21 protein-coding genes and 1 pseudogene are annotated in these 24,830 nt (G+C 73.9%); 1 reads left to right on the plus strand and 21 read right to left on the minus strand.

Translation table 11 applies throughout. The features are described 5' to 3' along the window. Nucleotide 1: 1 nt before the first annotated feature. From Acit_RS06915 to Acit_RS07010, 21 genes and pseudogenes are all read right to left on the minus strand, one after another. On the minus strand, nt 2–364 hold the full coding sequence (locus tag Acit_RS06915) for a hypothetical protein (protein WP_248107322.1): 363 nt from the start codon (nt 362–364) through the stop codon (nt 2–4). After that, nucleotides 273–1,766 carry a replication-associated recombination protein A gene (locus Acit_RS06920; RefSeq protein WP_248107323.1) on the minus strand — a complete coding sequence of 498 codons (1,494 nt, stop codon included), beginning with the start codon at nt 1,764–1,766 and terminating at the stop codon, nt 273–275. The genes Acit_RS06915 and Acit_RS06920 overlap by 92 nt, the downstream gene beginning before the upstream one ends. A gap of 18 nt (nt 1,767–1,784) precedes the next feature. Continuing rightward, nucleotides 1,785–3,563, minus strand: a complete 1,779-nt coding sequence (gene aspS / locus Acit_RS06925; protein WP_376746026.1) for an aspartate--tRNA ligase — start codon at nt 3,561–3,563, stop codon at nt 1,785–1,787. Between the two features lie 167 nt (nt 3,564–3,730). Next, complete coding sequence (locus Acit_RS13925; RefSeq protein WP_282436502.1) at nt 3,731–4,066, minus strand: His/Gly/Thr/Pro-type tRNA ligase C-terminal domain-containing protein; 336 nt, start codon at nt 4,064–4,066, stop codon at nt 3,731–3,733. After that, nucleotides 3,967–5,031: pseudogene (gene hisS, locus Acit_RS13930) on the minus strand (histidine--tRNA ligase); the annotation flags it as partial. The gene Acit_RS13925 and the pseudogene hisS, both read right to left, overlap by 100 nt. Continuing rightward, entirely contained in the window at nt 5,028–7,271 is a 2,244-nt protein-coding gene (locus Acit_RS06935) for a RelA/SpoT family protein (RefSeq protein ID WP_282436477.1), read from the minus strand. The pseudogene hisS and the gene Acit_RS06935, both read right to left, overlap by 4 nt. Nucleotides 7,272–7,354: 83 nt before the next feature. Further along, complete coding sequence (secF, locus tag Acit_RS06940; protein WP_248107329.1) at nt 7,355–8,812, minus strand: protein translocase subunit SecF; 1,458 nt, start codon at nt 8,810–8,812, stop codon at nt 7,355–7,357. Between the two features lie 55 nt (nt 8,813–8,867). Continuing rightward, nucleotides 8,868–10,286, minus strand: coding sequence for a preprotein translocase subunit SecD (locus tag Acit_RS06945; RefSeq protein ID WP_248107331.1), 1,419 nt, complete (start codon nt 10,284–10,286; stop codon nt 8,868–8,870). Further along, nucleotides 10,283–10,942 (minus strand): preprotein translocase subunit YajC, encoded by a 660-nt coding sequence (gene yajC / locus Acit_RS06950; RefSeq protein WP_248107350.1) that lies wholly within the window; start codon nt 10,940–10,942, stop codon nt 10,283–10,285. The genes Acit_RS06945 and yajC overlap by 4 nt, the downstream gene beginning before the upstream one ends. A 70-nt stretch (nt 10,943–11,012) precedes the next feature. After that, on the minus strand, nt 11,013–12,170 hold the full coding sequence (gene ruvB / locus Acit_RS06955) for a Holliday junction branch migration DNA helicase RuvB (protein ID WP_248107352.1): 1,158 nt from the start codon (nt 12,168–12,170) through the stop codon (nt 11,013–11,015). Next, the gene (gene ruvA, locus Acit_RS06960) at nt 12,167–12,760 is read right to left on the minus strand and encodes a Holliday junction branch migration protein RuvA (RefSeq protein WP_248107353.1); all 594 of its coding nucleotides are present in this window, start codon (nt 12,758–12,760) and stop codon (nt 12,167–12,169) included. The genes ruvB and ruvA overlap by 4 nt, the downstream gene beginning before the upstream one ends. Beyond that, the gene (gene ruvC / locus Acit_RS06965; protein WP_248107355.1) at nt 12,757–13,263 is read right to left on the minus strand and encodes a crossover junction endodeoxyribonuclease RuvC; all 507 of its coding nucleotides are present in this window, start codon (nt 13,261–13,263) and stop codon (nt 12,757–12,759) included. The genes ruvA and ruvC overlap by 4 nt, the downstream gene beginning before the upstream one ends. Before the next feature lie 62 nt (nt 13,264–13,325). Next, nucleotides 13,326–14,072: a YebC/PmpR family DNA-binding transcriptional regulator gene (locus Acit_RS06970; protein ID WP_248107357.1), complete on the minus strand. Its 747-nt coding sequence runs from the start codon at nt 14,070–14,072 to the stop codon at nt 13,326–13,328. 30 nt (nt 14,073–14,102) lie between these two features. Then, nucleotides 14,103–14,732, minus strand: coding sequence for a pyridoxal 5'-phosphate synthase glutaminase subunit PdxT (gene pdxT, locus Acit_RS06975; RefSeq protein WP_248107359.1), 630 nt, complete (start codon nt 14,730–14,732; stop codon nt 14,103–14,105). Nucleotides 14,733–14,768: 36 nt separating this feature from the next. Then, nucleotides 14,769–15,707 carry a pyridoxal 5'-phosphate synthase lyase subunit PdxS gene (gene pdxS, locus Acit_RS06980; protein ID WP_282436478.1) on the minus strand — a complete coding sequence of 313 codons (939 nt, stop codon included), beginning with the start codon at nt 15,705–15,707 and terminating at the stop codon, nt 14,769–14,771. Between the two features lie 9 nt (nt 15,708–15,716). Further along, on the minus strand, nt 15,717–16,544 hold the full coding sequence (locus tag Acit_RS06985) for an FTR1 family iron permease (RefSeq protein WP_248107362.1): 828 nt from the start codon (nt 16,542–16,544) through the stop codon (nt 15,717–15,719). Between the two features lie 117 nt (nt 16,545–16,661). Next, nucleotides 16,662–17,516 (minus strand): M48 family metallopeptidase, encoded by an 855-nt coding sequence (locus Acit_RS06990; RefSeq protein WP_248107364.1) that lies wholly within the window; start codon nt 17,514–17,516, stop codon nt 16,662–16,664. 9 nt (nt 17,517–17,525) lie between these two features. Next, complete coding sequence (locus Acit_RS13610) at nt 17,526–18,668, minus strand: glycosyltransferase family 4 protein (RefSeq protein WP_248107366.1); 1,143 nt, start codon at nt 18,666–18,668, stop codon at nt 17,526–17,528. 11 nt (nt 18,669–18,679) lie between these two features. Further along, a complete protein-coding gene (locus Acit_RS13615) occupies nt 18,680–20,467 on the minus strand; it encodes a sensor domain-containing protein (RefSeq protein WP_248107375.1) in 1,788 nt (595 codons plus the stop codon). Continuing rightward, nucleotides 20,464–21,375 carry a lysophospholipid acyltransferase family protein gene (locus Acit_RS07005; RefSeq protein WP_248107377.1) on the minus strand — a complete coding sequence of 304 codons (912 nt, stop codon included), beginning with the start codon at nt 21,373–21,375 and terminating at the stop codon, nt 20,464–20,466. The genes Acit_RS13615 and Acit_RS07005 overlap by 4 nt, the downstream gene beginning before the upstream one ends. Nucleotides 21,376–21,429: 54 nt before the next feature. Then, nucleotides 21,430–22,410, minus strand: a complete 981-nt coding sequence (locus tag Acit_RS07010; RefSeq protein WP_248107380.1) for a CDP-alcohol phosphatidyltransferase family protein — start codon at nt 22,408–22,410, stop codon at nt 21,430–21,432. 226 nt (nt 22,411–22,636) lie between these two features. Here Acit_RS07010 and fusA point away from each other — a divergent pair, with 226 nt between their 5' ends. Further along, entirely contained in the window at nt 22,637–24,718 is a 2,082-nt protein-coding gene (gene fusA / locus Acit_RS07015) for an elongation factor G (protein WP_248107382.1), read from the plus strand. The last annotated feature ends 112 nt before the right edge of the window (nt 24,719–24,830 follow it).

Raw genomic sequence — 24,830 nt, forward strand, 5'->3', positions numbered from 1 at the left:
GTCAGTCCCGCTCCCGGCGACCGAAGAACCGCCGGAGGGCGCCGTCTACGCCGGCGGCCGCCGAGACCGCCCGGACGAGCGGGTTGCCGAGGGCCCGGTAGGTCAGGCGGGAGGCGGCATCGACCGTGGTCTGGACCGCCTCGGCGGACTCCAGGACGTCGCCGACCCGCTCGAGCTCGACCGCCGCCTGGTCGGCGAGGCGGCGGCTGCGGTCGGCCAGGACCACGAGGTCTCCTTCGAGACGGTCGACGGCGGCGCGCAGCCGGCGGACCTCACGACCCAGGCGGACCAGCAGGGCCACCAGGGCCAACGCCAGGGCCAGCGAGACGCTCGCCGCCGCCAGGGCCAGGGCCGTCCCGTTCATCGGCCCTCCTCGGACGAGGCGTCCCGGTGGGCTGGGTGGGCGCTGGGCACGGGTCGAGGATGCCACGCTCCTCCCGGGCGGCGCGCCGCTCGGCCCGCCAGGCGGCGAGCCGGCGGGCCAGCTCGGCCTCGAAACCCTGGCCGCTTGGCTCGTAGAGGACCTGGCCCTCGAGTCCCTCGGGCCGATGGGCCTGGCGCAGGGCCGCTGCGGGGTCCTGGTGGGGCGAGCGGTAGCCCTCGCCGTGGCCGAGCTCGCCGGTGGCCGGACCGTGGGCGTCGCGCAGGTGACGGGGCACGACCGCGGTGGGCCCCTCGAGGACTGCCCGGCGGGCCCGAGCGAGGGCCTCGGTCACGCGGTTGGACTTGGGAGCCAAGGCGAGGTAGAGCGCGGCCTCGGTGAGGAGGAGGGCCGCCTCGGGCAGGCCGACCAGCTCGCTGGCCGCCGCCGCGGCCTGGGCGACGACGAGGGCCTGCGGATCGGCGAGGCCGACGTCCTCGCTGGCGAGGATCAGCATGCGGCGGGCGAGGAACCGGGGGTCCTCCCCTGCCTCGAGCATCCGGGCGAGCCAGTAGCACGCGGCGTCGGGGTCCGATCCCCGCAGCGACTTGATGAAGGCGCTGGCCTGGTCGTAGTGGGCGTCGTCGCCCTGGTGGAGCAGTCGGCCCCCCTGGGCCTGGGCGAGCTCGGTGGGGCCGATCCGCCCTTCGGGCCGGGCCAGGGCCGCTGCCCGCTCCAGGGTGCCGAGGAGGGCTCGGGCGTCCCCGTCGGCCCCGGCCACGGCGGCCGCGAGGACCGCGGGCTCGGCCGTGGCGCGTAGGACCCCGAGGGCTCGCTCGGCGAGGACGCCGAGATCCTCGGCCGAGAGGGGCTCGAGGGTCCAGAGGGAGCAGCGGGAACGGAGGGGCGGGACGACGGCGAAGCCGGGGTTGACGGTGGTGGCGGCCAGCAACCAGACCTGGCCTTCCTCGATCGCCGGGAGCAGGGCGTCCTGCTGGGAACGGCTGAAGCGATGGACCTCGTCGACGAAGAGGATGGTGCCCACGCCCTCGGTGCCCAGCCGTTCCTCGGCCTCGGCCAGGGCCGCCCGGATCTCGGCCACCCCCGAGGAGACGGCTGGGACCCGCACGAAGGCGCGGCCTGAGACGCGAGCGACGAGCTCGGCCAGGGTGGTCTTGCCGGTGCCCGGGGGCCCGAAGAGGATCGCCGAGCCGAGCCGATCGGCCTCGACCAGCCGTCGGAACGGCGCGTCGGGGGCCACGAGGTGCCGCTGGCCGACGACCTGGTCGAAGGACCGGGGACGCAAGCGGGCGGCGAGGGGGGCCTGGGCCTCCTGGCGGGCCCGGGCCGCGGCCTGGAAGAGGCTGGGTCCCGCCGTCCGATCCCGACCCTGGTGGCGGGCCACCCGACCCCTTTCGCCTCCTCAGCCCCCCGACCCTGGGGAGCTCGACCCGAGGGTCGGGGGCAGACCGAGCTCCCGGAGCTGCCGAGGCCCGAGGGGCTTCGGGGCCCCGGTCAGGGGGTCGGCCCCGGACTGGGTCTTCGGGAAGGCCACCACCTCGCGGATGGTCTCCTCCCCGACGGCCAGGGCCACGAGCCGGTCGATGCCGACGGCGAACCCCCCGTGGGGCGGGGCCCCGGTGCGAAAGGCAGCCAGGAGGAAACCGAAGCGGGCCTCGGCCTCCTCGGGTCCGATGCCGAGCAGGGCGAAGATGCGGCGCTGGATGTCCTCCCGGTGCACTCGGATCGACCCCGACCCGAGCTCCCAGCCGTTGAGGACCAGGTCGTAGGCCAGGGAGCGGACGCTCGCCGGCTCGGTCTCCAAGCGGTCGAGGTCCTCGGGGTGGGGCATGGTGAAGGGGTGGTGGGCGGCGGCCGGCCGCCCTTCGTCGTCGACCCCGTCGAAGAGCGGGAACTCGGTGACCCAGCAGAGCCGGCGGCTGTCGTCGTCGAGGGCGGCGCGCCCGAGGGTGACCCGGAGCTGGCCGAGGGGCTCGACGCACGCTCGCCACTCCCCGGCCACGACCAGGAGGAGGTCCCCCGGCGCGGCCCCGGCCGCCTTGGCAAGGGCCTCGTGGCGGTCGGGGTCGAGGAAGCGGGCCAAGGGCGAGTCGAGGACCACGCGCCCGTCGGCCTCCTGGACCCGGAACCAGGCCAGGCCCGGGGCCCCGGCCGCCTTGGCCTGCTCGACCAGGGCATCCAGCCGGCCGCGGCCCAGGGTGGCCCCGCCGCGCTGGACCAGGCCCCGGACGCAGGGGCCCTGGAGGGCCCGGACCTCGGTGCCGGCCAGGGCGGCTGCCAGGTCGACCAGCTCCCCGGGCAGCCGGAGGTCCGGCTTGTCGGTGCCGTAGCGGTCCATGGCCTCGCGCCAGGTCATGCTGGTGAGGCTGGTGGTCGGCGGGTGGTAGGAACCGGCGGTGAGCTCCCCGAGGACCCGGTCGGCGGCGGCGAGGGCGTCGAGGACGGCCCGGGAGACCGCGGCGTGCACGTCGGCCGGTTCGCAGAAGGAGAGCTCGACGTCGAGCTGGGTGAACTCGAACTGGCGGTCCGCCCGGAGGTCCTCGTCCCGGAAGCACTTGGCGATCTGGTAGTAGCGGTCCAGGCCGCCGACCATGAGGAGCTGCTTGGCGATCTGGGGGCTCTGGGGCAGGACGTAGAACCGGCCGGGCTGCAGGCGGGACGGCACGGCGAACTCCCGGGCTCCCTCGGGGGTCGGGGTCCAGAGCATGGGGGTCTCGACCTCGCAGAACCCCTGCTCGTCCATGGCTCGACGGATGGCCCCGACCATGGCCGCCCGGACCCGGAGGTTGCGCTGGAGCCGGGGGCGTCGCAGGTCGACGTAGCGGAGCCGCAACCGAGTGGTCTCGTCGACCTCGGCCCGGTCGTCCACCGGAAACGCTGGGGGCTCGGCCCGGTTGAGGACGGTGAGGACGCAGTCCCCGAGCTCGACCTCGCCGGTGGCGAGGGCCGGGTTCTCGGTCCCGGGCGGACGCCGCCGGACAGTGCCCTCCACCTGGACCACCCACTCTGGTCGGGCGTCGACCTGCCCGTCGACGACGCACTGGAGCAGGCCGCTGCGGTCCCGGAGGTCGACGAAGGCGAGGTGCTCGCCGTGCTCGCGCCGGCGAGCCACCCAGCCGCAGACCCGGACCCGCTGGCCCTCGTCGGCGGCCCGGAGCCGGCCACAGAGATGGGTCCGCAGGGCGGTCGCCTCCCCCAGGCCGACTGGGGCCTCGGGTCCGCCGGGGGCGCGCTGGTCCTCGCCGCCCGCCCTTTCGTGCCCGAGCTCCTCCCGTGCTGGTCGTCCGTCGCTGCTCACCCTGTCCTCTCGATGTCGTCGTTCGCTGTCGTCGTTCGCTGGTCGGGGCCTCATCCGGCCGTGGCCGTCCCGCCTGCCGATCCGGGGCTGGAGGTGGTCGCCGGGCTGGGAGCTGACCGGTCACCCCCGGCATGACGGAGCAGGAAGGCCCGGAGCTCCCCGAGGGGCACCTGGTGCTGCTCGGCCCGGGCCAGGAAGCGGACCGTGGCCGTGCCCGAGGCCCGCTCCTCTCGACCGATGAGCACGGCGAAAGCCGCCCCGAGACGGTCGGCCTCCGGCGCAGATCGAGCACCAAGGCGGTGGCGTCGCCTCCCCCCTCGAGGTCGACCACGAAGACGTTCGGCGTGGGGGCCTGGGCCACGGGGAGGACCTCCTCGGCGTCGCAGGCCAGGAGGACCCGTTCGAGCCCGATGCCGAAGCCAATACCCGGGGTTGGCGGTCCCCCGAGCTCGGCCACGAGGCCGTCGTAGCGCCCTCCGCCCCCCACGGCGTTCTGAGCGGCCTCGAGGGCCTCGGCGGCGAACTCGAAGGTGGTGCGGGTGTAGTAGTCGAAACCCCGGACCAGCCGGGGCTCGACCCGGGAGGGCACCTCGGCCTCGGCCAGGCCCTGGCGAACCCGGGCGAAGTGCGCGGCGCAGTCCTCGTCGAGGAAGTCGAGCAGCCAGGGCGCGTCCGCCGTGGCGGCGCGACAGGCCTCAGTCTTGCAGTCCAGGACCCGGAGCGGGCTGCGCTCGACCCGACCCTGGTGCTCGGAGCAGAGCCGCTCGACCCGGGCCGCCAAGAAGGCCCGCAGGGCCGACAGATAGGCGGGCCGGCAGCGGGGACAGCCCATGGAGTTGATGATCAAGGAGACCCGGCGGAGCCCGAGGGCCCGGTAGAGCTCCCAGGCCAGCACGACGACCTCGACGTCGAGCTCGGGGTCCTCCACGCCGAGGGCCTCCACGCCCAGCTGGTGGTGCTGGCGGTAGCGCCCGGCGGCTGCCCGCTCGTAGCGGAAGGCCGGCGCCAGGTACCAGGCCTTGAAGGGCAGGGGCGGCCGGTGCTGGACGAAGGCCCGGACCACCGAGGCGGTGCCCTCGGGCCGTAGGGCCAGGTGCCGGCCGCCCCGGTCGGTGAACTCGTACATCTCCTTGCCGACGACCTCGCTGTCGTCGCCGATGCCCCGGCGGAAGACCCGGACGTCCTCGAAGACGGGGGTCACCACCATGCCGAAGCCGAAGCGCTCGGCCAGCTGGGCGAAGCGGGCCACCACCACCTGCCAGCGCCAGGACTCGGGCCACAGGACGTCCCGCGTCCCCCGGGGGGCCTGGAGCGGCCCGCCAGCAGCCGATCCGTCGGTGGCCACGCTCACCCCTTGCGCCGGGGCAGGACCCGGTAGGCGTCGAAGACGCCGTCGAGGTGCTTGAGGGAGCGCAGGAGGGACTCGAGGTGCCCAGGGTCGGCGAGTTCGACGTCGAAGCGCATCCGGCTGACCCGATCCGGCCCGGTCTGGCTGGCCGAGGCGACGATGTTGAGGTGGTGCTCGGAGACCACCCGGGTGACGTCGGCGAGCAGCTGAGCCCGGTCGAAGGCCAGGACCTCGACGGAGGCCACGACGGTCGAGCTGCCCTCCCGGTCCCACTCCACCTCGATGAGCCGCTCGCCGTGCGAGGCGGCCAGCACCGCCGCGTTGGCGCAGTCAGCCCGGTGCACGCTGACCCCGCGGCCGCGGGTGACGAACCCGACGACCGGGTCCCCGGGTACCGGGGTGCAGCAGCGGGCCAGGCGGACCATGACGTCGTCGAGACCCTCGACATAGACCCCCCCGGGGCCCTTGGGCGCGCGGCGGTGGGGACGTCCAGGGCTGACGGTGGTCGGGAGCTGCTCCTCGAGCGAGCCGCTGCGCAGCGCCCGGGCGAGGCGCTGGGCCACCGAGCGGGCCGAGAGATGCCCCTCGCCGACGGCGACGAGCAGGCCGTCGAGGTCCGCGAAGTGCAGGGTCTGGGCGAGCTCCTCCAAGGCACCCGAGCTGCCGAGCTTCTGGAGGGCCAGGCCCTCCCGGCGCAGGGCTTTGGCCAGCTCCTCCCGGCCGGTCTCGATGGCGTCCTCGCGGCGCTCCCGGCTGAACCACTGCCGGATCTTGTTACGGGCCCGGGGCGAGGCCACGATGCCGAGCCAGTCCCGGGACGGGCCGGCCGAGGGCACCTTCGAGGTGATGATCTCGACGGTGTCGGCCGACTGGAGCTTGGTGTCCAAGGGCACGAGGCGCCCGTTGACCTTGGCGCCGATGCAGCGGTGACCGACCTCGGTGTGGATGGCGTAGGCGAAGTCGATGGGGGTGGAGCCGGCGGCCAGCGCGATGACCTTGCCCTTGGGGGTGAAGACGTAGACCTCGTCCTGCTCGAGGTCGAGCTTCAGGGCCTCGAGGAACTCGAGGGGGTCGACGGTGTCGGCCTGCCAGTCCACGATCCGCTGCAGCCAGGCGGCCTCGGCCGCCTGGCTGAGGGGGTCCCGGGCCCGCTCCTTGTAGCCCCAGTGGGCGGCGATGCCGTACTCGGCGCGCCGGTGCATCTCGTGGGTCCGGATCTGGACCTCCACGGGCTTGCCCTCGGGACCCACGACGGTGGTGTGGAGGGACTGGTAGAGGTTGAACTTCGGGCTGTTGATGTAGTCCTTGAACCGACCCTGGACCGGGCTCCAAATGGCGTGGATGGCCCCGAGGGCAGCCCAGCAGTCCTTCTCGGAGCCGACGATCACCCGGATGCCAACCAGGTCGTGGATCTCGGCGAACTCCTTGTGCCGGACGACCATCTTCTCGTAGATGCTCCAGAGGTGCTTCGGTCGCCCGGTGACCTCGGCCTCGATGCCGGCCGCCGCCAGGCGCTCCCGCACCGCGACGAGCACCCGGGCCACCAGCTCGTCGCGGGCGGGGGCCCGGGTGGCCACCATCTGCTCGATCTCGGCGTAGCGCCGGGGGTGCAAGGTGGCGAAGGCCAGGTCCTCGAGCTGCCACTTGACCTCGGAGATGCCGAGGCGGTGGGCCAAGGGGGCGTAGATGTCGAGGGTCTCCTGGGCGGTGCGCCGCTGCTTCCACTCGGGCATGACCGCGAGGGTCCGCATGTTGTGGAGACGGTCGGCCAGCTTGATGACCAGGACCCGCCAGTCCCGGGCCATGGCCACGAGCATCTTGCGGACCGTGGCTGCCTGCTGGGCCTCCTTGGAGTCGAACTGCAAACGGTCGAGCTTCGTAACCCCGTCGACGATGGCGGCCAGCTCGCCCCCGAAGCGCTCGGTGAGCTGCTCGACGGTCACCCCCCCGTCCTCGACGGCATCGTGGAGGAGGGCGGCACCGACCGCGGTCGAGTCAAGGCCGAGATCGGCCACGATGGCCGCCACCGCCAGCGGGTGGGTGACGTAGGGCTCGCCGCTGCGCCGGAACTGGCCCCGGTGCGCGTCGACCGCGAGGGCGGCGGCCCGCCGGACCTCGTCGACCTCGGTGGGCTCGAGCTGGGGGCGGCGTCGGGCCATGGCCGCGAGGACCGGCGCCAGGAGCTCCTCGAGCTCCTCGTCGGGGCTGTCCCGACGGGGCAGCGGCTCAGCAGCCAGGGCCATGCTGCCACCGTACCGCGACCCTGGGCCCGCTCAGCGCCTCTGCCCTGGGCCGACGGCGGAGGGCGCCCGGGCGGTGGCTGGGGTCAGCGACGACGGCCGTTGCGCTTGGCCCCGCCCTTGCGACGGGCCGGGGGTTTGGCACGCCGGGCCCCGGCCGCGGCACCCGGGCGTCCGGCGGACTGGGTCGCCGGACGGGCGCTGCCGGCTCGGCCCGCACCCCCGTTGGAACCAGCCGCCGACCCGCCGACGGCAGCGGGTTGCTCGACGAGGGACCCGGGCGCACCGGCGTCCTCGTCCCGGGAGACCTGGCCGTCGCCGGTGGCCCCCGGGGGATCCACTTGGGCGAGCCGCCGGCCCGACCGCCCCTGCCCGGGGCGGAGGAGCGGGGCCGGCCCGCCGGCCGACGGGCCCGACGCGCCTCGGGCCCGGCCCGGTCGAGCCGCCCCTCGGGAGCCGGCTCGGGAAGCCGGGCGAGCCGAGCCGGAACCGGCCAGGGCCAACTGGGCCGCGGCTTTCGGGGTGAGCAGCCCGCCCCGGTCGGTTCCTGCCGCCAGACGCTCCCGGAGGCTGCGGTAGCGGGGTTCGCGCTCTTTGAGCTGGGCCAGGAGCGGTGAGGCGATGAAGATGGAGCTGTAGGCCCCCGAGAGCAGACCGATGACGAGGGCGAAGCCGAAGTACTGCAAGGTGGTGGCCCCGAGCAACTGGGCCCCGATGACGAGCACCGAGAGGACCGGCAGGATGGCCACCAGCGAGGTGTTGATGGACCGGGCCAGGGTCTGGTTCATGGAGAGATTGACCACGTCCTCGTAGGTCATGCGCCGGGTGGCTCCCAGCCCCTTCGCGTTGTCGGCCACCCGGTCGAAGACGACGACGGTGTCGTAGAGGGAGTAGCCGAGGATGGTGAGGACAGCCACGACGGCGCCGGCCACGACGAGCAGGTCATGGAGCACGGCGACCAGCGCAGCGACGGCCATCTTCCACTCGAAGCGGAAGGAGATGTAGAGGACGACCACCACGAAGAAGACGATGACGGCCAAGACGGCCTTGTGGGTGATCTGGCTGCCCCAGGTCGGCCCGACGTCGGTCACGTCCTTCTCGGCCTGGGACACCGGGGTGTGGGTGAGATGGGCCAGGGCGACCGCCACCTTGTCCTCGACGGCGGTCCGCTGCGCCACGGGCAGTTTCGTGAGGTCGGCCTCGACCTGCAGGTGCGCGCTCGAGCCGACCCCGACGCCCTCGACGACCGACGGGGTGACCCCGACGGCCTCGACCGCCTTGGTGGCTTGGGCCACGGTGACCCCGTGGGCCGGGACCTCCCAGGAGGTGCCGCCCTTGAAGTCGATGCCAAGGTTCAGGCCCCGGACCCCCAAGGAGACGAGGCCGGCGAGGATGACGAGCCCGGACAGCAGGTACCACCACCGGCGCCGGCCGACGAAGTCGAAGGCGGTCTCCCCGCGGTAGAGGCGCACCAGGACGTTGGCTCGGCGGCCCTCGCCAGCCGGGGCCAGGTCGTGGGCCACCTGGGACTCGGTCCCGCTCATCGTTCGTCCCCCTCGACGGCCAGGCCCCGGGCGACGCCGATGACCCGGGCCTCGGTCACGACCCGGCTCTGCCCGAGGAGCATGACGAGCGGCCGGGTGAAGAAGTAGGTGGTGAAGATGTCCAGCAGGGTCGAGAGGCCCAGGAAGAAGGCGAAGCCCCGGACCGTCCCGATGGAGAGCAGGTAGAGCACGACGGCAGCGGCCAGGGAGACCAGGTCAGCGGCGAGGACCGTGCGGAAAGCCCCCTTGAAGCTGCTGGCGACGCTGGTGCGGATGGATCGCCCGGCCCGCGCCCGGTGATGCCGACCGAGACGATCAAGCCGGTCACGCCCGAGAGGTCGAGGGTCAGGCCGACGCCCGAACGGCCCAGGGCGCTGATGATGGCCCAGAGCAGCCCGCCGGTGACGACCAGGCCCGAGACGACCACGATCCCGAGTCCTCGGTAGTAGAAGATCATGTAGAGCAGCACCAGGACCAGGCCCCCGATCCCGGCCGCCAGCCCGGCCCGGAGGGAAGAGCGGCCCAGGGTCGGGGTGACGATCTGCTTGTTGACCTGGTTCAGTTTGACGGGGAGCGCCCCGTAGGTCAGGTCGAGCGCCAGGTCCTTCGCCTGGGTCTCGGTGAAGCTGCCACTGATCTGGACGCTGTTCCCGAAGGACTGGAAGGTGCTGTTGGTGGGCTGGGTGAGCGGGGCCGAGATGACCTCGCCGCCAAGGTCGATGCCGATCTCCTGGTGGAAGTTCTTCGCGGCGAAGGCGTTCCACTGCGAGGCACCCTTCCCGGTCAGGGTCACGTCGACCACCCACTGGGAGTTCACGAACTGGGCGGTGGCCGAGGCGATCGCCTTCCCCGTCAGACCGGCCGGGCCGAGCACGCAGCGGGGCGAGCAGCCCGAGCTCGGGGTGCCCGGGAGGAGGACCTCCTGGTTCTTTTCGGCGTAGTCGACCGTCGGGGAAGTCGACGGGTAGGACGCGAAGACCGGGTCCGGGGGGATGGTGTTGGCGGTGTAACTGGTGGTGGTGGGCCGCACGTCAAGGTTGGCTGCCGTGAGCTGGTACTGGGCAGCGCAGGCGGGCAGGGAACCGCTCGGGCTGGCGCCTTTGCCCTTCGGCGGGCTGTAGGCCGGCGCGTTGCAGAGCACCGGTCGGAACAGCATCTGGGCAGTCGTGCCGACCAGGTCGATGATGCGCTGGGGGTTCTTGATGTTGGGCAGCTCGACCACGACGTCGTTGCCCTGGGACTGGACCTGGGCACCTGACACGCCCGCCCCGTCGATGCGGTTCCGGATGATGCTGATGGTCGTGGCCATCTCGCCGCTGTTGATGTGGCGAGCCGGCTGGTAGACGACCTCGGAGCCCCCGGCCAGGTCCAGACCGAGGCGAGGCGCCCACCCGGCCGCCACGGTGGCCGCCAGGGCCCCGAGGGCGATGACGACGCTGACCAGGAGGCTGACGACCAAGGGCCGCCGGTTCACCGTCGGCGCCCCCGTTGCCGGGCACCCGTGGCCGTCTTGCCGTTGCTGGCCGCTGACCCGCCGGTCGACTCGGCCCCAGCCTCGGCGCCGGTGTCGGCGTCGTCGTGGGCTTCGGCCGGCTCCTCGACCTCGGCGTCGGCCGAGGCCGGGACCTCAGAGGGCCCTTCGGCCTCGTCCTCCCACTCCTCCTCGTCGCCCTCCTCGTCCCACTCGTCCTCGGCGTCGTCCTCCTCCCACGCGTCGGCGTCCTGGTCCTCGTCGTCGCGGGCGTCGTCGGAAGCCTCGTCCTCAGGGACCGAGGAACTCGGCGACCAGCCGCCGGCCAGCGGTTGGTCGGCGGGGTCGATGCGTCGGGCGATGGTCGAGCGAGCCACGGTGAGGCGGGTGCCGGGTGCCGTCTCGATGGTCACCCGGTCGGGGTAGACGTCGAGGACCGTGCCGTAGATCCCGGCTCCGGTCAGGACCTCGTCCCCCGGGCTCAAGGTTTCGAGGATCTGGCGCTGCTGCCGGGCCTGCCGGCTCCGGGGCCTGACGAAGAGGAAGTAGAAGGCCACGATGAGCAACAGGATGATGAGGAGCGAGATGTCCCCGGACCCCGAGCTGGTCGTGGTCTTGGAGGCCTTGGTGGCGGCGAGGAGGAGTACGGCACTGGGCATCGGCGTGATCCCTGCTGGCTGGGGTGGACGAACGGCCGGGTCGAGCAGGCCCGGTTCTGGCCGCTCGACCTTAGCCGACCTGGGGCTGGCCGACGGGGCGCCCCTCAGGACCCTCGGGGAGGTCCAGCAGGCTGGGTTGGGCGCCGGCCAACGCGCCGGTCGAAGGGGCGGGCAGGCCGAGATGGGCATAGGCCCGGGCGGTGGCCATGCGGCCCCGGGGGGTCCGCAGGAGGAGTCCCTGACGGAGCAGGTAGGGCTCGTAGGCGTCGAGCAGGGTCTCGGGTTCCTCGCCGACGCACTGGGCCAGCGTGGTGAGACCCACGGCTCGACCGGGGAAGCGACTGCAGAGGACCTCCAGGATGGCCCGGTCGACCTTGTCGAGGCCGAGCTCGTCGATCCCGAAGAGCTCCAGGCCGGCCAGGGCGGTCTGCTCGGTGACCACCCCGTCGGCCCGGACCTCGGCGAAGTCCCGGACCCGGCGGAGCAGGCGGTTGGCGATCCGGGGCGTGCCCCGGGCCCGCTCGGCGATCCGGCTGGCACCACCGGCGGTGATGGGCACCCCGAGGATCGCCGCGGCCCGGCGGACGATGGCCTCGAGCTCGGCCACCTCGTAGAGGTCCAGGCGGCCCACGAAGCCGAAGCGGTCCCGGAGGGGGCCGGTGAGCAGGCCGGTCCGGGTCGTGGCGCCGATCAAGGTGAAGGGCGGGAGCTCGAGGCGGACCGAGCGGGCCGTGGGCCCCTTGCCGACCACCAGGTCCAAGCACCCGTCCTCCATCGCCGGGTAGAGGAGCTCCTCGACGGCTCGAGGCAGCCGGTGGACCTCGTCGATGAAGAGCACCTCGCCGGGTTCGAGGCTGGAGAGCAAGGCCGCCAGGTCCCCGGGTCGGACCAGGGCGGGACCCGAGGTGACCCGGAGTCCACTGCCCAGCTCGCCGGCCACGATGCCCGCCAGGGTGGTCTTGCCGAGACCCGGCGGGCCGGCGAAGAGGAGGTGGTCGACGGCCGCACCCCGCTGCCGGGCGGCCTGGAGCACGATCTCGAGGTGCTCGGTGAGCTGACGCTGGCCCACGAAGTCGGCCAGGCGCCGGGGGCGGAGCCGGAGCTCCTCGAGTTCGGGGTCCCAGGCGGCGTCGCCGCTCGGGTCGAGGACCCCTCGGCGCAAGGCCGGTCGGTCCTCCGCCACGCCCCCCTCGGCCAAGGATCCGAGGACCTCCCGCCTCGGGCTCATCGGGCCCCCGCCAGGTGCCGGAGGGCCGAACGGAGCTGGTCCTCGACCGGCGCGGCCGGGTCGACGCCAGCCAGGGCTGCCCGGACCTCCTCAGGGCCGTAGCCCAGATCGGCGAGGGCGTCGGCCGCCGCCGTCTGGGGCTGATCCTCCCCGATCCCCCCGAGGCTCGGATCGGCGCCGCCGACGGAGCCGAGCCGGGAGCGCAGCTCGAGGAGCAAGCGGGCCGCCGTCTTGCGACCGACCCCGGGCACGCCAAGCAGGCGATCGACGTCACCGGCCTCCACGGCAGCGGCCAGCGCGTCAGGGGTCATGACGGAGAGGATGCCGAGCGCCAGGCTGGGCCCCACCCCGTGGGCGCCGAGCAACACCTCGAAGCAGCGCCGTTCGTCGAGGTCCTGAAAGCCGTAGAGGACGAGGGCGTCCTGACGGAGGTGCGTGTGGACGAACAGCTCGGTCTCGCTCCCCGGGGGACCGAGCCGAGCGAGGACCCGACTGGGAACCTGTAGCCGGTACCCCACCCCGGCGACGTCCAGCACCAGCTCGTTCGGCGGTTCGATGCAGAGCAGCCGACCCCGGAGCCACCCGATCATGGTGCGACCCCCTGGGCGGCGAGGGCCCGGCGCAAGGGCAGGCTGGCCAGGTGGCAGAGGGCGAGGGCCAGGGCGTCGGCGGCGTCCGGCGGCCGCGGCGGGGCCGGCAACCGCAGCTGGTCGGCCACCGCTCGCTGGACGGCCCGCTTGCCGGCAGCACCGTCCCCCGCCACTGCGAGCTTCACCTCGTTGGCGCTGTACTCGACCACCGGGCATCCCCGGGCTGCGGCCTCGGCCAGGGCCAGCCCACTGGCCTGGCCCGTGGCCATGGCCGTCGTGGCGTTCACCTGGAACAGGACCCGTTCGACCACCACGACGTCGGGTCGGAGGGCCTCGAAGAGCTCGGCCAGGTCGCGCCGGAGCCCCGCCAGACGGACCGGCAGGGCGAGGCCGGGGTCGCTCTCGAGCACCCCGGCGCAGACCGCCTGCCACTGCCGGCCCTGCGACCGGACCCCGCCGTAGCCGCAGCGGGACACACCCGGGTCGATGCCGAGCACGAACACTCGTTCGAGCGTAGTCGATGCGGTGGCAGGCAGCGGGGATGGTCGAGCCGGGGCCGGTGCCGTCAGCCGACCGCGGCCAGCACGGCGTCAGGGATGTCGAAGTTCGACCAGACGCTCTGGACGTCGTCGAGGTCGTCGAGGGCCTCGATGAGCCGGAGCACCCGCCGGGCCTCGGCCTCGTCCTCGACGGGCACCGAGGTGGTGGACAGGAGCTGGAGCTCGGCGTCGAGCGGCTCGATCCCGGCGTCGACGAGGGCCTGGCGGATGGCGGCCAGTTGGGTCGGCTCGGCGGTCACGACCCAGTGGTCGCCCTCGTCCCGCAGGTCCTCGGCACCGGCCTCGACCACCAGTTCGGTGAGCCGGTCCTCGTCGACGGCGCGGTCCACGGTGAGGACGCCCTTGCGCTCGAACTGCCAGGCCACCGCCCCCGGCTCGGCCATGGAGCCGCCATTGCGGGTGAAGACGCTGCGGACCTCGGCGCCGGTCCGGTTGCGGTTGTCGGTGAGGCACTCGACGATGACCGCCACCCCCCCGGGGGCATAGCCCTCGTAGGACACCTGCTCGTAGCGGACCCCTTCGAGCTCGCCGGTGCCTCGCTTGATGGCCCGCTCGATGGTCTCAAGGGGCACCGACGCGGCCCGGGCCTTCTCGAACATGGTCCGCAGAGTGGGGTTGGCATCGGGGTCCCCGCCACCTTCCCGGGCGGCCACCTCGACCTGCCTGAGGATCTTCGCGAAGACCTTCGCCCTGGCCTTGTCCTGGGCGGCCTTGCGGTGCTTGGTCGTCGCCCACTTCGAGTGCCCTGACATCACTTGCTCCCTTCTTTGCGCCAACCCGGCTCAGCCGGCCAGGCGCTGACCGCTCGTCGTCCCTTCGGCCACCTGACGCAAGAACCGTTCGTGGATCCGGTCGTCGCCGCTCAGCTCCGGGTGGAAGCTGGCGGCGAGGACCCCAGCCTGCTGGAGGAGGACCGGGCTGCCCTCTCCCCGGCCCCCAGGCCCCCGGGGAAGGCGGGCGAGGACAGCCACGTCGGGGCCGACCGCCTCGACCAGGGGGGCGCGGATGAAGACGGCCCGCACGGGCCGGTCGCCCAGGCCAGCGACGGGCAGGTCCACCTCGAAGGAGTGGACCTGGCGCCCGAAGCCGTTGCGACGCACCTGGGCGTCGAGCAGCCCGAAGCGGACCTGGTCGGGCCGCCCATCCAGCACGTCCCGGGCCAAGAGGATCAGGCCGGCACAGGTGGCCAGGACCGGCAGACCCTCCCGGAACGCGCCAAGCAGGGCTTGTTCGAGGCCACTGGAGCGGAGCAGGAGCGACAGGGTGGTCGACTCCCCTCCCGGCAGCACGACCCCCTCCACCCCGGCCAGCTGGGCCGGGGTCCGGACGGGCCGGGTCTCAGCACCGAGCCGCTCGAGGGCGGCCCGGTGCTCGGTCACGTCGCCTTGGAGGGCGACCACGCCGATGCGCACCTGGGGGCACCTCCGGGTCCTCCTGGCGGCGGACCCTCACCAGCCCCGCTCGGCCAGACGCTGCTCCAGCCGGTCCAGCTCCACCCCGGGCATGGGCTCGCCCAGACCCTTGCTGACCTTGGCGACGATGGCCGGATCCTCGAAGTGGGTGGTCGCCTCTACGATGGCCCGAGCCCGACGGGCCGGGTCGGCGCTCTTGAAGATGCCGGACCCGACGAAGACCGCCTCGGCACCGAGCTGCATCACCAGGGCGGCGTCGGCCGGGGTGGCGATCCCGCCCGCGCAGAACAGGGGCACGGGCAGCCGGCCGGCCTCGGCCACCTCCTCGACCAGGGGCAGGGGGGCAGCCAGGCGCTTGGCCCAGGCGTAGCGCTCCTCGGGCCGGGCCACCGAAAGGGCCCGGATCTCGCCGGTGATGGCCCGCAGGTGCCGGACGGCCTCGACGACGTTGCCGGTCCCGGCCTCCCCCTTCGAGCGGATCAAGGCAGCTCCCTCGGCGATCCGCCGCAGGGCCTCGCCAAGGGAGGTCGCCCCGCAGACGAAGGGCACCGTGAAGGCCCACTTGTCGATGTGGTGGGCCTCGTCGGCCGGTGTCAGGACCTCGCTCTCGTCGATGTAGTCGACCTGCAGGGCCTGGAGCACCTGGGCCTCGGCGAAGTGCCCGATGCGGGCCTTGGCCATGACCGGGATGGTCACGGCCCGCTGAATGGCCTCGATGAGGGCCGGGTCGCTCATGCGGGCCACCCCGCCCTGGGCCCGGATGTCGGCCGGAACCCGCTCGAGGGCCATGACGGCCACGGCACCGGCGTCCTCGGCGATCTTGGCCTGCTCCGGGGTGACCACGTCCATGATCACCCCTCCCCGCAGCATGTCGGCGAGGCCACGCTTGACCCGGAACGTGCCGGTCGTGGCCGTCGGGGCGTCCTGGGCAGCCACCGGGGCCTGGCCAGGAGCGGGAGTGGGACCCTCGGTCATGCCGCCAGCTTAGAGGCGTCGCGCCTGGTGCCCGCGACGGCGCCAGGGTGCCAGGAACAGGAGGACGGCGACCCCGACGTAGACCAGCCAGACGGCGAGCTCGAGGGGGTTGGGACGCTGGACATAGCCGAGGAAGCTATGGGCAACGTCACCCAGGGAGCTACCCTCGGCGAGCAGCCGACTGGTGTCCCACAAGGGACCGCCAGCCGAGGGAAGCCACCCCAACTGCTGGAGGTTCTCGGTGGCGTCGACCAGGAGGGCAGCGGCGAAGACCATGAGGAGCACGCCGACCACCTTGAAGAAGGCCCCGAGGTTGATGGTGAACCGTAGGCGATAGATGGCCAGGGCCAGCCCGAGCGCCAGCACGAGGCCGATCAGGGCGCCCAGCCCTGCCGAGGCGGGCGTCGTGGAGAAGACGACAGCCAGGGTGAACACGGCCGTTTCGAGACCCTCCCGCCCCACCGCTTGGAAGGCCAGGAGGAAGAGCCCGCGACGAGCGCCTTTCGACATCGCCGCCTCGGTCCGAGCCCGGAGTTCGGCCGAGATCGTTCGGGCGTGGTTGCGCATCCAGAAGGTCATCCCTGTCAGGACGGCGGCCGCAACCAGGAAGGTCACGGTTTCGAAGATCGTCTGGACCTTTGAGCCGTCGTAGTGCCGGATGGTGAGGTACGCCGCAACGCCTCCGGCGGCTGCCAGGCCGAGGGCACTCAGCACCCCGAACACGACGTCCCGGAAGTAGCGCCGCTGGCCGATGCGATCGAGGTAGGCCAGCAAGATCGTCACGATCATGCTGGCTTCGACCCCCTCTCGCAGGAAGATCACCAGCGTCGCCAGCACCACACCACCTTGGGTCCTGCCGGGTACCCCGAGCGCACGAAATATCGGATCACCACAGAAAGTGTAGAAGGCCGGCCGAAGACGCGGCCTCTGGGGAGACGGGCCTCGGCCGGGGTCTCAGAGCTCGTCGAGGGCGTCGGCCCGGACCCGGGGGGCGTCGAGCTGGCCGATCAGGGCGTCGCCCTCCAGGGGAGGGCCGGGCAGGACGGTCCAGAGCCAGCGGGTGGCTCGACCGTCGGGCCGGTCCAGCAGCCGGGTGCTGCTGGCGCTGGCCGCCATGCGCCGCAGGGCGTCGCCGAGCCCAGGTGGGTAGCGGGTGACGGCCAGGGCAGCCAGGTCGGTCCGAAGCTCGTTGCCCTGGCCGAGGATCCGGTGGAGCCACTCGCCGAGGTCTCCGACCCAAGCCAGGCGGGCCACCAGGGCCCCGGCCACCGTGCGGAGGGCGGCGTCCCCGTGGCGGAGGTGGCAGAGCTCGTGGGCGAGCACCGCCTCGAGGGCCACGGGGTCGAAGGTCGAGAGCAGGCCCCGGGTGACGACGACGACCGCCCGGCGGGGCGAGGTGGCCACCACGGCCGCGTTCGCCGAGGGGTCCTCGGTCAGCCAGAGCGCCGGGACCACCAGACCGAGGCTGGCGCAGAGGAGCTCCAGGGTTCCTCGGGCCCGCAGGACCCCGAGGTCGTCCCGGTCGACGAGGGGGGTCGCCCCGAAGGCCCGCAGGAGCCGACGTGGGGCCCCCTTCCAGACCCAAAGACCCACGAGGACCGCCACCAGGACCCCGAGGGGCGCGGCGACCATGGCCCCGAGGGGCACGAGGAGGATCCCGAGCACGACGGCACCAGCCAGGACGGCCGGGACCACGAGGAGGCCGACCAGCCACCGGGCACGGAGGGTGGTTCGTTCGAGCGACTCGGGCACCCATCCCGGCAGGCCGGTACCCGGCGCGGAGAGGAAGCGAGGGGGCTGGGCCGGCACGAGACGAGTCTAGGGGTCCCCGCACCCGGGTCCCGAGGCCAAGTAGCGGTCGGCGAGGGCGTCGAAGGAGAACCGGGCGGCCCAACGGCGGCCAGCCGCGAGGCTCGCCGGGTCGGCCGGCGGCAGGCCACGCTGGACGGCCTGGACGGCCTGGTCCAAGGCCCTGGCCCAGGCCTCGAGGTCGCCTGGGGGCAGGTAGCGGGCGTGGGGTCCGGCCACGGCGCGGAAGGCCGGGAGGTCGCTAGCCAGCAGGACGCTGTCGGCAGCCAGGGCCTCGAGGAGGACCACCCCGAAGGACTCCCCGCCGAGTGCCGGGACCGCCACGACATGGCTGCCCCGCAGGAGACAGCCCAAGGTCGCGTCGTCCACCACCCCCCACCACCGGACCTTGGGCCCGAGGGGGTAGCGGCGGCGAAGCTCGGCGGTCAGGGGACCCTGGCCGACCACCCAGAGGGTCCCCGGCCAGCGGGGCCCCAGGCGCTCGAGCGCGCCGAGGAGCACCTCCAGACCCTTCCGGGGCTCGTGCCGGCCCACGAAGAGCACGGTGGGGCCGCTGGTCGGCTCCGGGGTGGCCTCGGCCAGCCGGGCAAGGTCGACCCCGTTGGGGAGCACCAAGCAGGGCCGCTGGCCGAGCACCGGTCGGGCGGTGCAGCGGGCGGCCTCGGACACCGCCGTGACCGCGTCGAGGGCACGGAGGGCGAGGCGACCAGCCGGCCAGAGGAGTCGGTAGGGCTCGCCCCCGGCCCGGTGGAAGGTGCCCACGGCGCGACCCACGGGGAGGCGGCGACGGGCCAGCAGCGCCGCCCAGGTGGGTCCGGGAGCGAGGGGCTCATGGAGGTGGAGGAGCTCGGGGGCGTGGCGCCGGAGGACCGCAACGCTTCGAGCCAGGGCCGAGGGCTGGAGAGCCAGGGGGGCCACGGAACCGTTCGCCCGGACCCCCAAGCTGCGCCCCACCCGGACCGCCACGAGCTCTCCGGGCGACGGCGGGGTCGGCAGGGACTGCCGACCGGCCCCGTGGACCGAAGGGGCACCGGGCGCGAGGAGGGTCACGGCACAGCCCCGACGGGCGAAGGCGGCAGCCAAGCCCCGGGCCTGGCCCTGGACCCCCCCGGGCCGATCGAGGTCGTAGGGGCAGACGACGGCGACCCGCACGGCCGGTGGGCCTAGGCGTCGCCGGGCCGGGCGGCCCGACGACGAGCCTTGGCCCGGTACATGCGGGCGTCGGCCTCGGCCACCAGCTCGTCAGGGTCGGCCTCGGGGTCCTCGGCGACCACCCAGCCGACCGAGGCGCTGACCTCGAGGGTCAGCTCCCCGACCCGGTAGGGGCGAGCCAGGGCCTCCTCGACCCGCAGGGCGATGAGGGCCACCTCCTCGGCCGCGCCGGCGACGTCGCAGACGACCACCAGCTCGTCGCCCCCCAGGCGGGCCACCGTGTCCTCGGGCCGCACGGCGGCCGCCAGCCGACGAGCCACCATCTGGAGGACCTGGTCCCCGGTCTCGTGGCCGTAGCGGTCGTTGACCTCCTTGAAGCCGTCGAGGTCCAGCAGGAGCACCCCCACCCCCCCGCCGCTTCGCCGCAGGCGTTCGAGGGACCGCCGGAGCCGGTCCTCGAGGACCAGGCGGTTGGCCAGCTTGGTCAGGGGATCGGTCAGGGCCAGGCTGGTCAGCTCGGCCTCGGTGCGCTTGTGCTCGGTGACGTCGTGCAGCGCGAGGACCGCGCCGATCGGCTGGCCCTCCTCGCTGGCGAGGGCTTGCGCGTTCGCCTCGACCACCCGGGCGGTCCCACTCCCGTCCTCCAGGAGCAGCTGGACCTCCCGGACGCTCTCGCCCCGCAGAGCCCTGGCCAGGGGCATCCGGCTGGGGTCCAGGGGCCGGCCGTCGAGGGTCCGCCAGGTCGCCTGCCCCGCGGGGTCGGCCGGGCCGGCCAGGGCGCCGGCGTCCGTCTCGGTGAGACCAAGGAAGCGACGACCTGCCGGGTTCACGATGGTCAGGCGGCCGTCCTCGTCGCAGGCCACGATGCCCTCCTCGAGGTTGTCCAGCAGAACCCGCAGGAAGGTCCGCTCCCGCTCGAGCTCGCCCAAGGCCACCATGAGGTCCCGGTCGGCTCGCCGCAGGGCACTCACGTCGGTGATGGAGCTGACGGAACCGACGACCGCCCTCCGCGCGTCCCGGACCGGACGGGCACTCACCTGGCACCAACAGACCGAACCCTCCGGTCGGCGAATGCCGAGCAGCTGGCCGAGGACCGGCTGCCCCGACCGCAGCACCGCCACGGTCGGGTGGGCAGCGGCCGGCAAGGGCCGGCCGGCGGCGTCAAGCGTCCGCCACCCCAGCTGCCGCCCCAGCTCGAGCACGGCCGGCAGGGACTTGCCGAGGAGGGCCGCCAGGGGCACCTCGAGGAGCCGCTCGAGCGCACTGTTGCCCAACAGCAGCACGCCGTCCCGGTCGGTGAGGGCCACGCCCTCGGCCAGGGACTCCACCAAGGTACGGTGCAGCCGGTCAGCGGCTCTGGCCTCCTCCTCGGCCCGGGTCCGAGCGGTCACGTCCCGGACGGTCACCACCACGCCGGCCACGCCCGGGTCGGCCAACCGGTTGGTGGCCAGGGCCTCGGCCACCATGAGGCTGCCGTCGGCCCGCCGGAGGCGGAACTGCAGGGGCACGCGGCGGCCCGAGCCGGCCATGACGGCGGCGAACGCCGCCTGGACCCTGGGCAGGTCGTCGGGGTGGACCGCGGCGAACGCCGACTGGCCGAGCCACGCAGCCAGGTCGTACCCCAGCCGCCTCGACGCCGGGTTGGCGTAGCGGACGGCCCCGGTGGCGTCCAGGACCACCACGATGTCGTTCACGTGCTCGACCAGCGCCGAGAAGCGCCCCTCGTGGCCGACACCCGAGCCCGGGACCCCCGGGGCGAGGACCTCGGACACCGGCGGTCCCTCGAGCACCTGCCTCACGACGCCGACCCTCCGCTCGGCCCGAGGGGGCTGAAGGCGAACCACTGGTCGGGGGCCCGCCGGATCAGCCGCTCGAAGGCCCGGGCGAGCTCAGCGGTGACCCGGGCCACGTCGGCTCGCAGCCCGGCCCGCCGGCCGGTGTCCAAAGGTGGCAGGACCACGCCGGTGTGCAGGGGACCCGGCCCCTGGTAGACCGCAGCGGGGAACAGTGCCGCCCCGGTCCGCAGGGCCAAGGTGGCCGGCCCCCCCGGCAGGGCGGCCGGGCGGCCGAAGAACTCGACGGGGATCCCCGTCCCCTCGACCACGCGGTCCGACACCAGCCCGACCAGGCCCCCCGCCCGGAGGGTCCGCAACAGGCTCGGGCCCGGGTCGTCCGCCAGGGAGAGGACCTCGAGGCCCATGGACCGGCGTTGGGCGGCGAACCAGTCGAAAAGCGCCCGGGGCTCGAGGGCCTCGGCCACCACCGTCATGGGGTAGCCCCGGCGGGCCAGCCAGGCCCCGCCCCACTCCCAGCTACCCAGGTGCGGGAGCGCCAGGACGACCCCCTGGCCGGCGTCGAGGGCTTCCCGGAGCAAGGGGAAGCCGTCCTCGACCACCATCCGCTCGTCGATCGTCTCGCCCGAGGTGCCAGGCAGGCGGGCCCCCTCCAGCCAGTAGCGACCGTAGGCGGCGGCCACCCGGTGGCACCACCAGCGGGCCTCGGCACCCCGAACCCGGCGCGCCAGGACGGCTTCGAGGTTGCCCAGGTAGGACGCCATGGCCTCCCGCCGCGCCGGCAGGAGGAGCTGGCTCACGACCAGCGCCCCGCCCGACGCCACCGGCTCGCCGACCCGCTGCATGGCGGTGCCCAACCCACGGTAAAAGGCGTAGGTCCACCACTGGCTGAGCTGGCCTGCCCAGCGCGGCACTGGACCGGACGGTGCCGGCTGCACCCGCTCCCCCATCCCCGAACGCCCGGGGCCTCAGCGGCCGCTCGGTTGCCCGACCCGACCCCAGCTGCGCCGGGCGGTGCGCGCAGTCCCCTGTCGGGACGTCCGCTGCCGGAGCGTCCGCTGTCGGGTCCGGCCGGCCGCCGGCTCGCTGCGCCGGAGCCGCCAGCGTCGAGCCGGCTCGGCCCCCCCGGCCCGCCACCCCGCGGAGCGGGGGCCCCGCGCCGATGCGGGCCGCGTCCGACCCTCCTCGTGCCGCCGGGCTCGCCAGGCGCGCCAGCGCGACTCGAGACGACGTCGGGGCACACCCCGTCCGGACCCGAGGACGCCGGGCCACCAGGACCCACCGAGCAGCTCCTCCCCTGGGCGGTGCCGATCGAGGGCACCACCGGGTGCCGGGACCGCGGTCGCCGGCGCCGGGATCGGCGCCTGGACAGGCCGGGGTGTTTCGTGGGCCTCGTCGGCCACCGCTCCCCCCGCAGCCCGCCACACCCGCACGAAGCGGCCGAGGGCGGTGGCGCCGACCAGGACCAGGAACCCGACCAGGAACGGGACGAGCAGGCCACCGTCCACGGCCCCAGCCAGCAGGCAGATGCCGAGGGCCACGAAGCGTTCGGCCCGCTCCATCAGGCCCCCTCGTGCCGGGATGCCGAGCAGCTCGGCCTTCGCTCGCTCGTAGGACACCACGCTGGCCGCGGCCGCCAGGCCGAACGGCACGAGCACGGCCGTGCCGTGATGCGTCGCCGCCAGGTCCCAAGCCACGCCCCCGTAGAGGGCGAAGTCGGCCACCCGGTCGGCGACCGAGTCGAAGAACGCCCCGCGTCGCGAACTGGTCCCCGACGCCTTGGCAACGGGCCCGTCGAAGAGATCCGGGAGACCCGAGCCGACCATGGCCACGATCCCCCAGGCCAGGTGGCCCGTCCCGATGACCACCGCCGCCACCCCGGCCAGCAGCAGGCCACAGCCGGTCAGGACGTCGGCCGTGACCCGGAAGCGCACCAGCGCACGGCCCACCGGGGCAGTCGCCCGGTCCACACCCTGCCGGAATCGGCCGTCGAACATTGCGCCGCGCTCCTGCTCCCTGCCTCGGGTCAGGCTAGCACCCCGCCCTCCCCTGCCTTCGATCGTCCGGCTCGGTAGGCTGGCCGCGTGGGCAGCCGGCCCGCGGCCGGTGGGGGAGGCCTCGACAGCCGCTCGATGCACGGGCGGCGCGAGTCAGCTCACGGGGAGGGAGGTCACGGTGCAGAGCTATCCACCGTCCCGGATCCGGAACGTCGCCCTGGCCGGTCACCACGGCGTCGGCAAGACCACCCTGGTCGAGGCCCTGCTCCACGCCGCCCGCGTGCTCGCCAAACCGGGCCGGGTCGAGGACGGCACCACGGTCTGCGACTTCGAGCCCGAAGAGGTCGAGCACCGCTTCTCCGTCCAGCTCGCCACGGCCCCGGTGCCCGTCGGCGAGGTCCTGCTGAACCTCGTCGACACCCCGGGGACCGCTGACTTCAGCGGGGAGCTGCGTGCCGCGCTCGGGGTCTGCGACCTGGTGGCCGTCGTGGTCTCGGCGGTCGACGGGGTGGAGGCCCAGGCCGAGGCGGCCTGGGAGCTGGCCGCCGAGCTCGGCCTGCCCCGGCTGGTGGTGGTGAACAAGCTCGATCGCGACCAGGCGAGCTTCGACCGGGTCCTCGCTGCGCTCCGGGAGCGCTTCGGGGCGGGCCTGGCCCCCCTGGAGCTGCCGGTCGGCGAGGCCGAGGGATTCCGGGGCGTCGTCGACCTGCTGGCCGACCAGGCCGTCCTCTACCAGGACGGCCGGCCCGTCACCGGGCCGGTGCCCGAGGAGGTGGCCGACCTCGAGCACCAGGTCCGCGAGCAGCTGGTCGAAGGGATCGTGGTCGGGGACGACGGCCTCATGGAGCGCTACCTCGAGGGCGAGGTGCCCACGGCGGCCGAGTTGGAGGCCGCGCTGGCCGGCGGAGTCCACCAGGCCCTCGTGTTCCCCGTGGTCTGCTGCTCGGCCACCACCGGCGTCGGGGTGGACCGCCTGGCTTCGCTCCTCGCCGAACTGGCCCCCTCCCCCGACCAGCGCGCCCCCTACCGGGTCCAGGCCGGCGACACCGTGCAGGAGGTGGCCTGCGACCCGACGGCCGACCCCTTGGCCTTCGTCTTCAAGACGTTCTCCGACCCCTACGTCGGCCACGTCTCGCTCCTCCGGGTGGTCTCGGGGACCATCCGGCCCGACATGACCCTCACGAACCCCCGGACCCACGCCGAGGTCCGTCTCCACGGCCTCCAGCGGCTTCGGGGCAAACAGGCCGAACCCATCCCCGAGGCTCAGGCCGGGGACCTGTTCGCGGTGACCAAGCTGACCGAGGTGACCACCGGTGACACCCTCGCCCCCAAGGGCACCCCCGTCCGGGTCCTGCCGCTTTTGGCGCCCGAGCCGGCGGTCCACGCCATGGCCGTGGTGCCCCAGTCCCGGGCCGACGAGGACAAGCTCATGACCGCCCTCCACCGCCTCCAGGAGGAGGACCCCAGCCTGGTAGTGGAGCGCTCTGACGAGTCCCGGCAGACGGTCCTTCGGGGCGCCGGGGAGACCCACCTGGCCCTGGCCTGCGAGCGCCTGAAGCGGAAGTTCGGGGTGACGGTCAGCCTCGAGCCGGTCGCCGTGCCCTATCGGGAGACGATCACCCAGGAGGCGCAGGCCGAGGGGAAGTACAAGAAGCAGACCGGCGGCCACGGCCAGTTCGGCGTCTGCGTGCTGCGCCTCCGGCCGCTCCCCCGGGGCGAGGGGTTCCGCTTCGTCGACGAGGTGGTCGGCGGGGCCATCCCGAAGCAGTACATCCCTGCCGTCGAGAAGGGCGTCCAGGAGGCGTTCGCGTCGGGCGGACCCCACGGCTTCCCCGTGGTCGACGTCGAAGTGACCTGCCTGGACGGCAAGTACCACCCGGTGGACTCCTCCGAGATGAGCTTCAAGATGGCCGGGGCGCTGGCGGTCCGGGAGGCCCTGGCGAAGGCCGGCGCCATCGTGCTCGAGCCGGTCGAGCGGGTCACCGTCGAGGTGCCGAGCGCCCTCCAGGGCGACGTCCTCGGCGACCTGAACGGCCGGCGTGGCCGGGTGCTCGGCACCGAAGCCCTCCCGGGCGACCGCCAGCGCATCGAGGCGCTCGTCCCCAGTGCCGAGCTCCAGCGCTACGCCCCCGAGCTGCGCTCGTTGACCGGCGGCCGGGGTCGGTTCCGGGCGGTCTTCGACCACTACGAGCCTCTCCCCGGACCCCTCCAGGACAAGGTCCACGGCGTCCCCGACCGGGTGCCGGCGGGTCGGGCCTGACGCGGTCGGGGCGGGCGACGGGGCCGGGGGTCAGGACCCTCGATCTCGTTGTGGAGTTTGTGTGTCTTGTTGTGTTTCGGGGGCCGACGATGCCCCGGCCGTCCGCATCGAG

It is taken from the genome of Aciditerrimonas ferrireducens, assembly GCF_023130475.1.
GTDB classification, from domain to species: domain Bacteria; phylum Actinomycetota; class Acidimicrobiia; order Acidimicrobiales; family UBA8190; genus Aciditerrimonas; species Aciditerrimonas ferrireducens.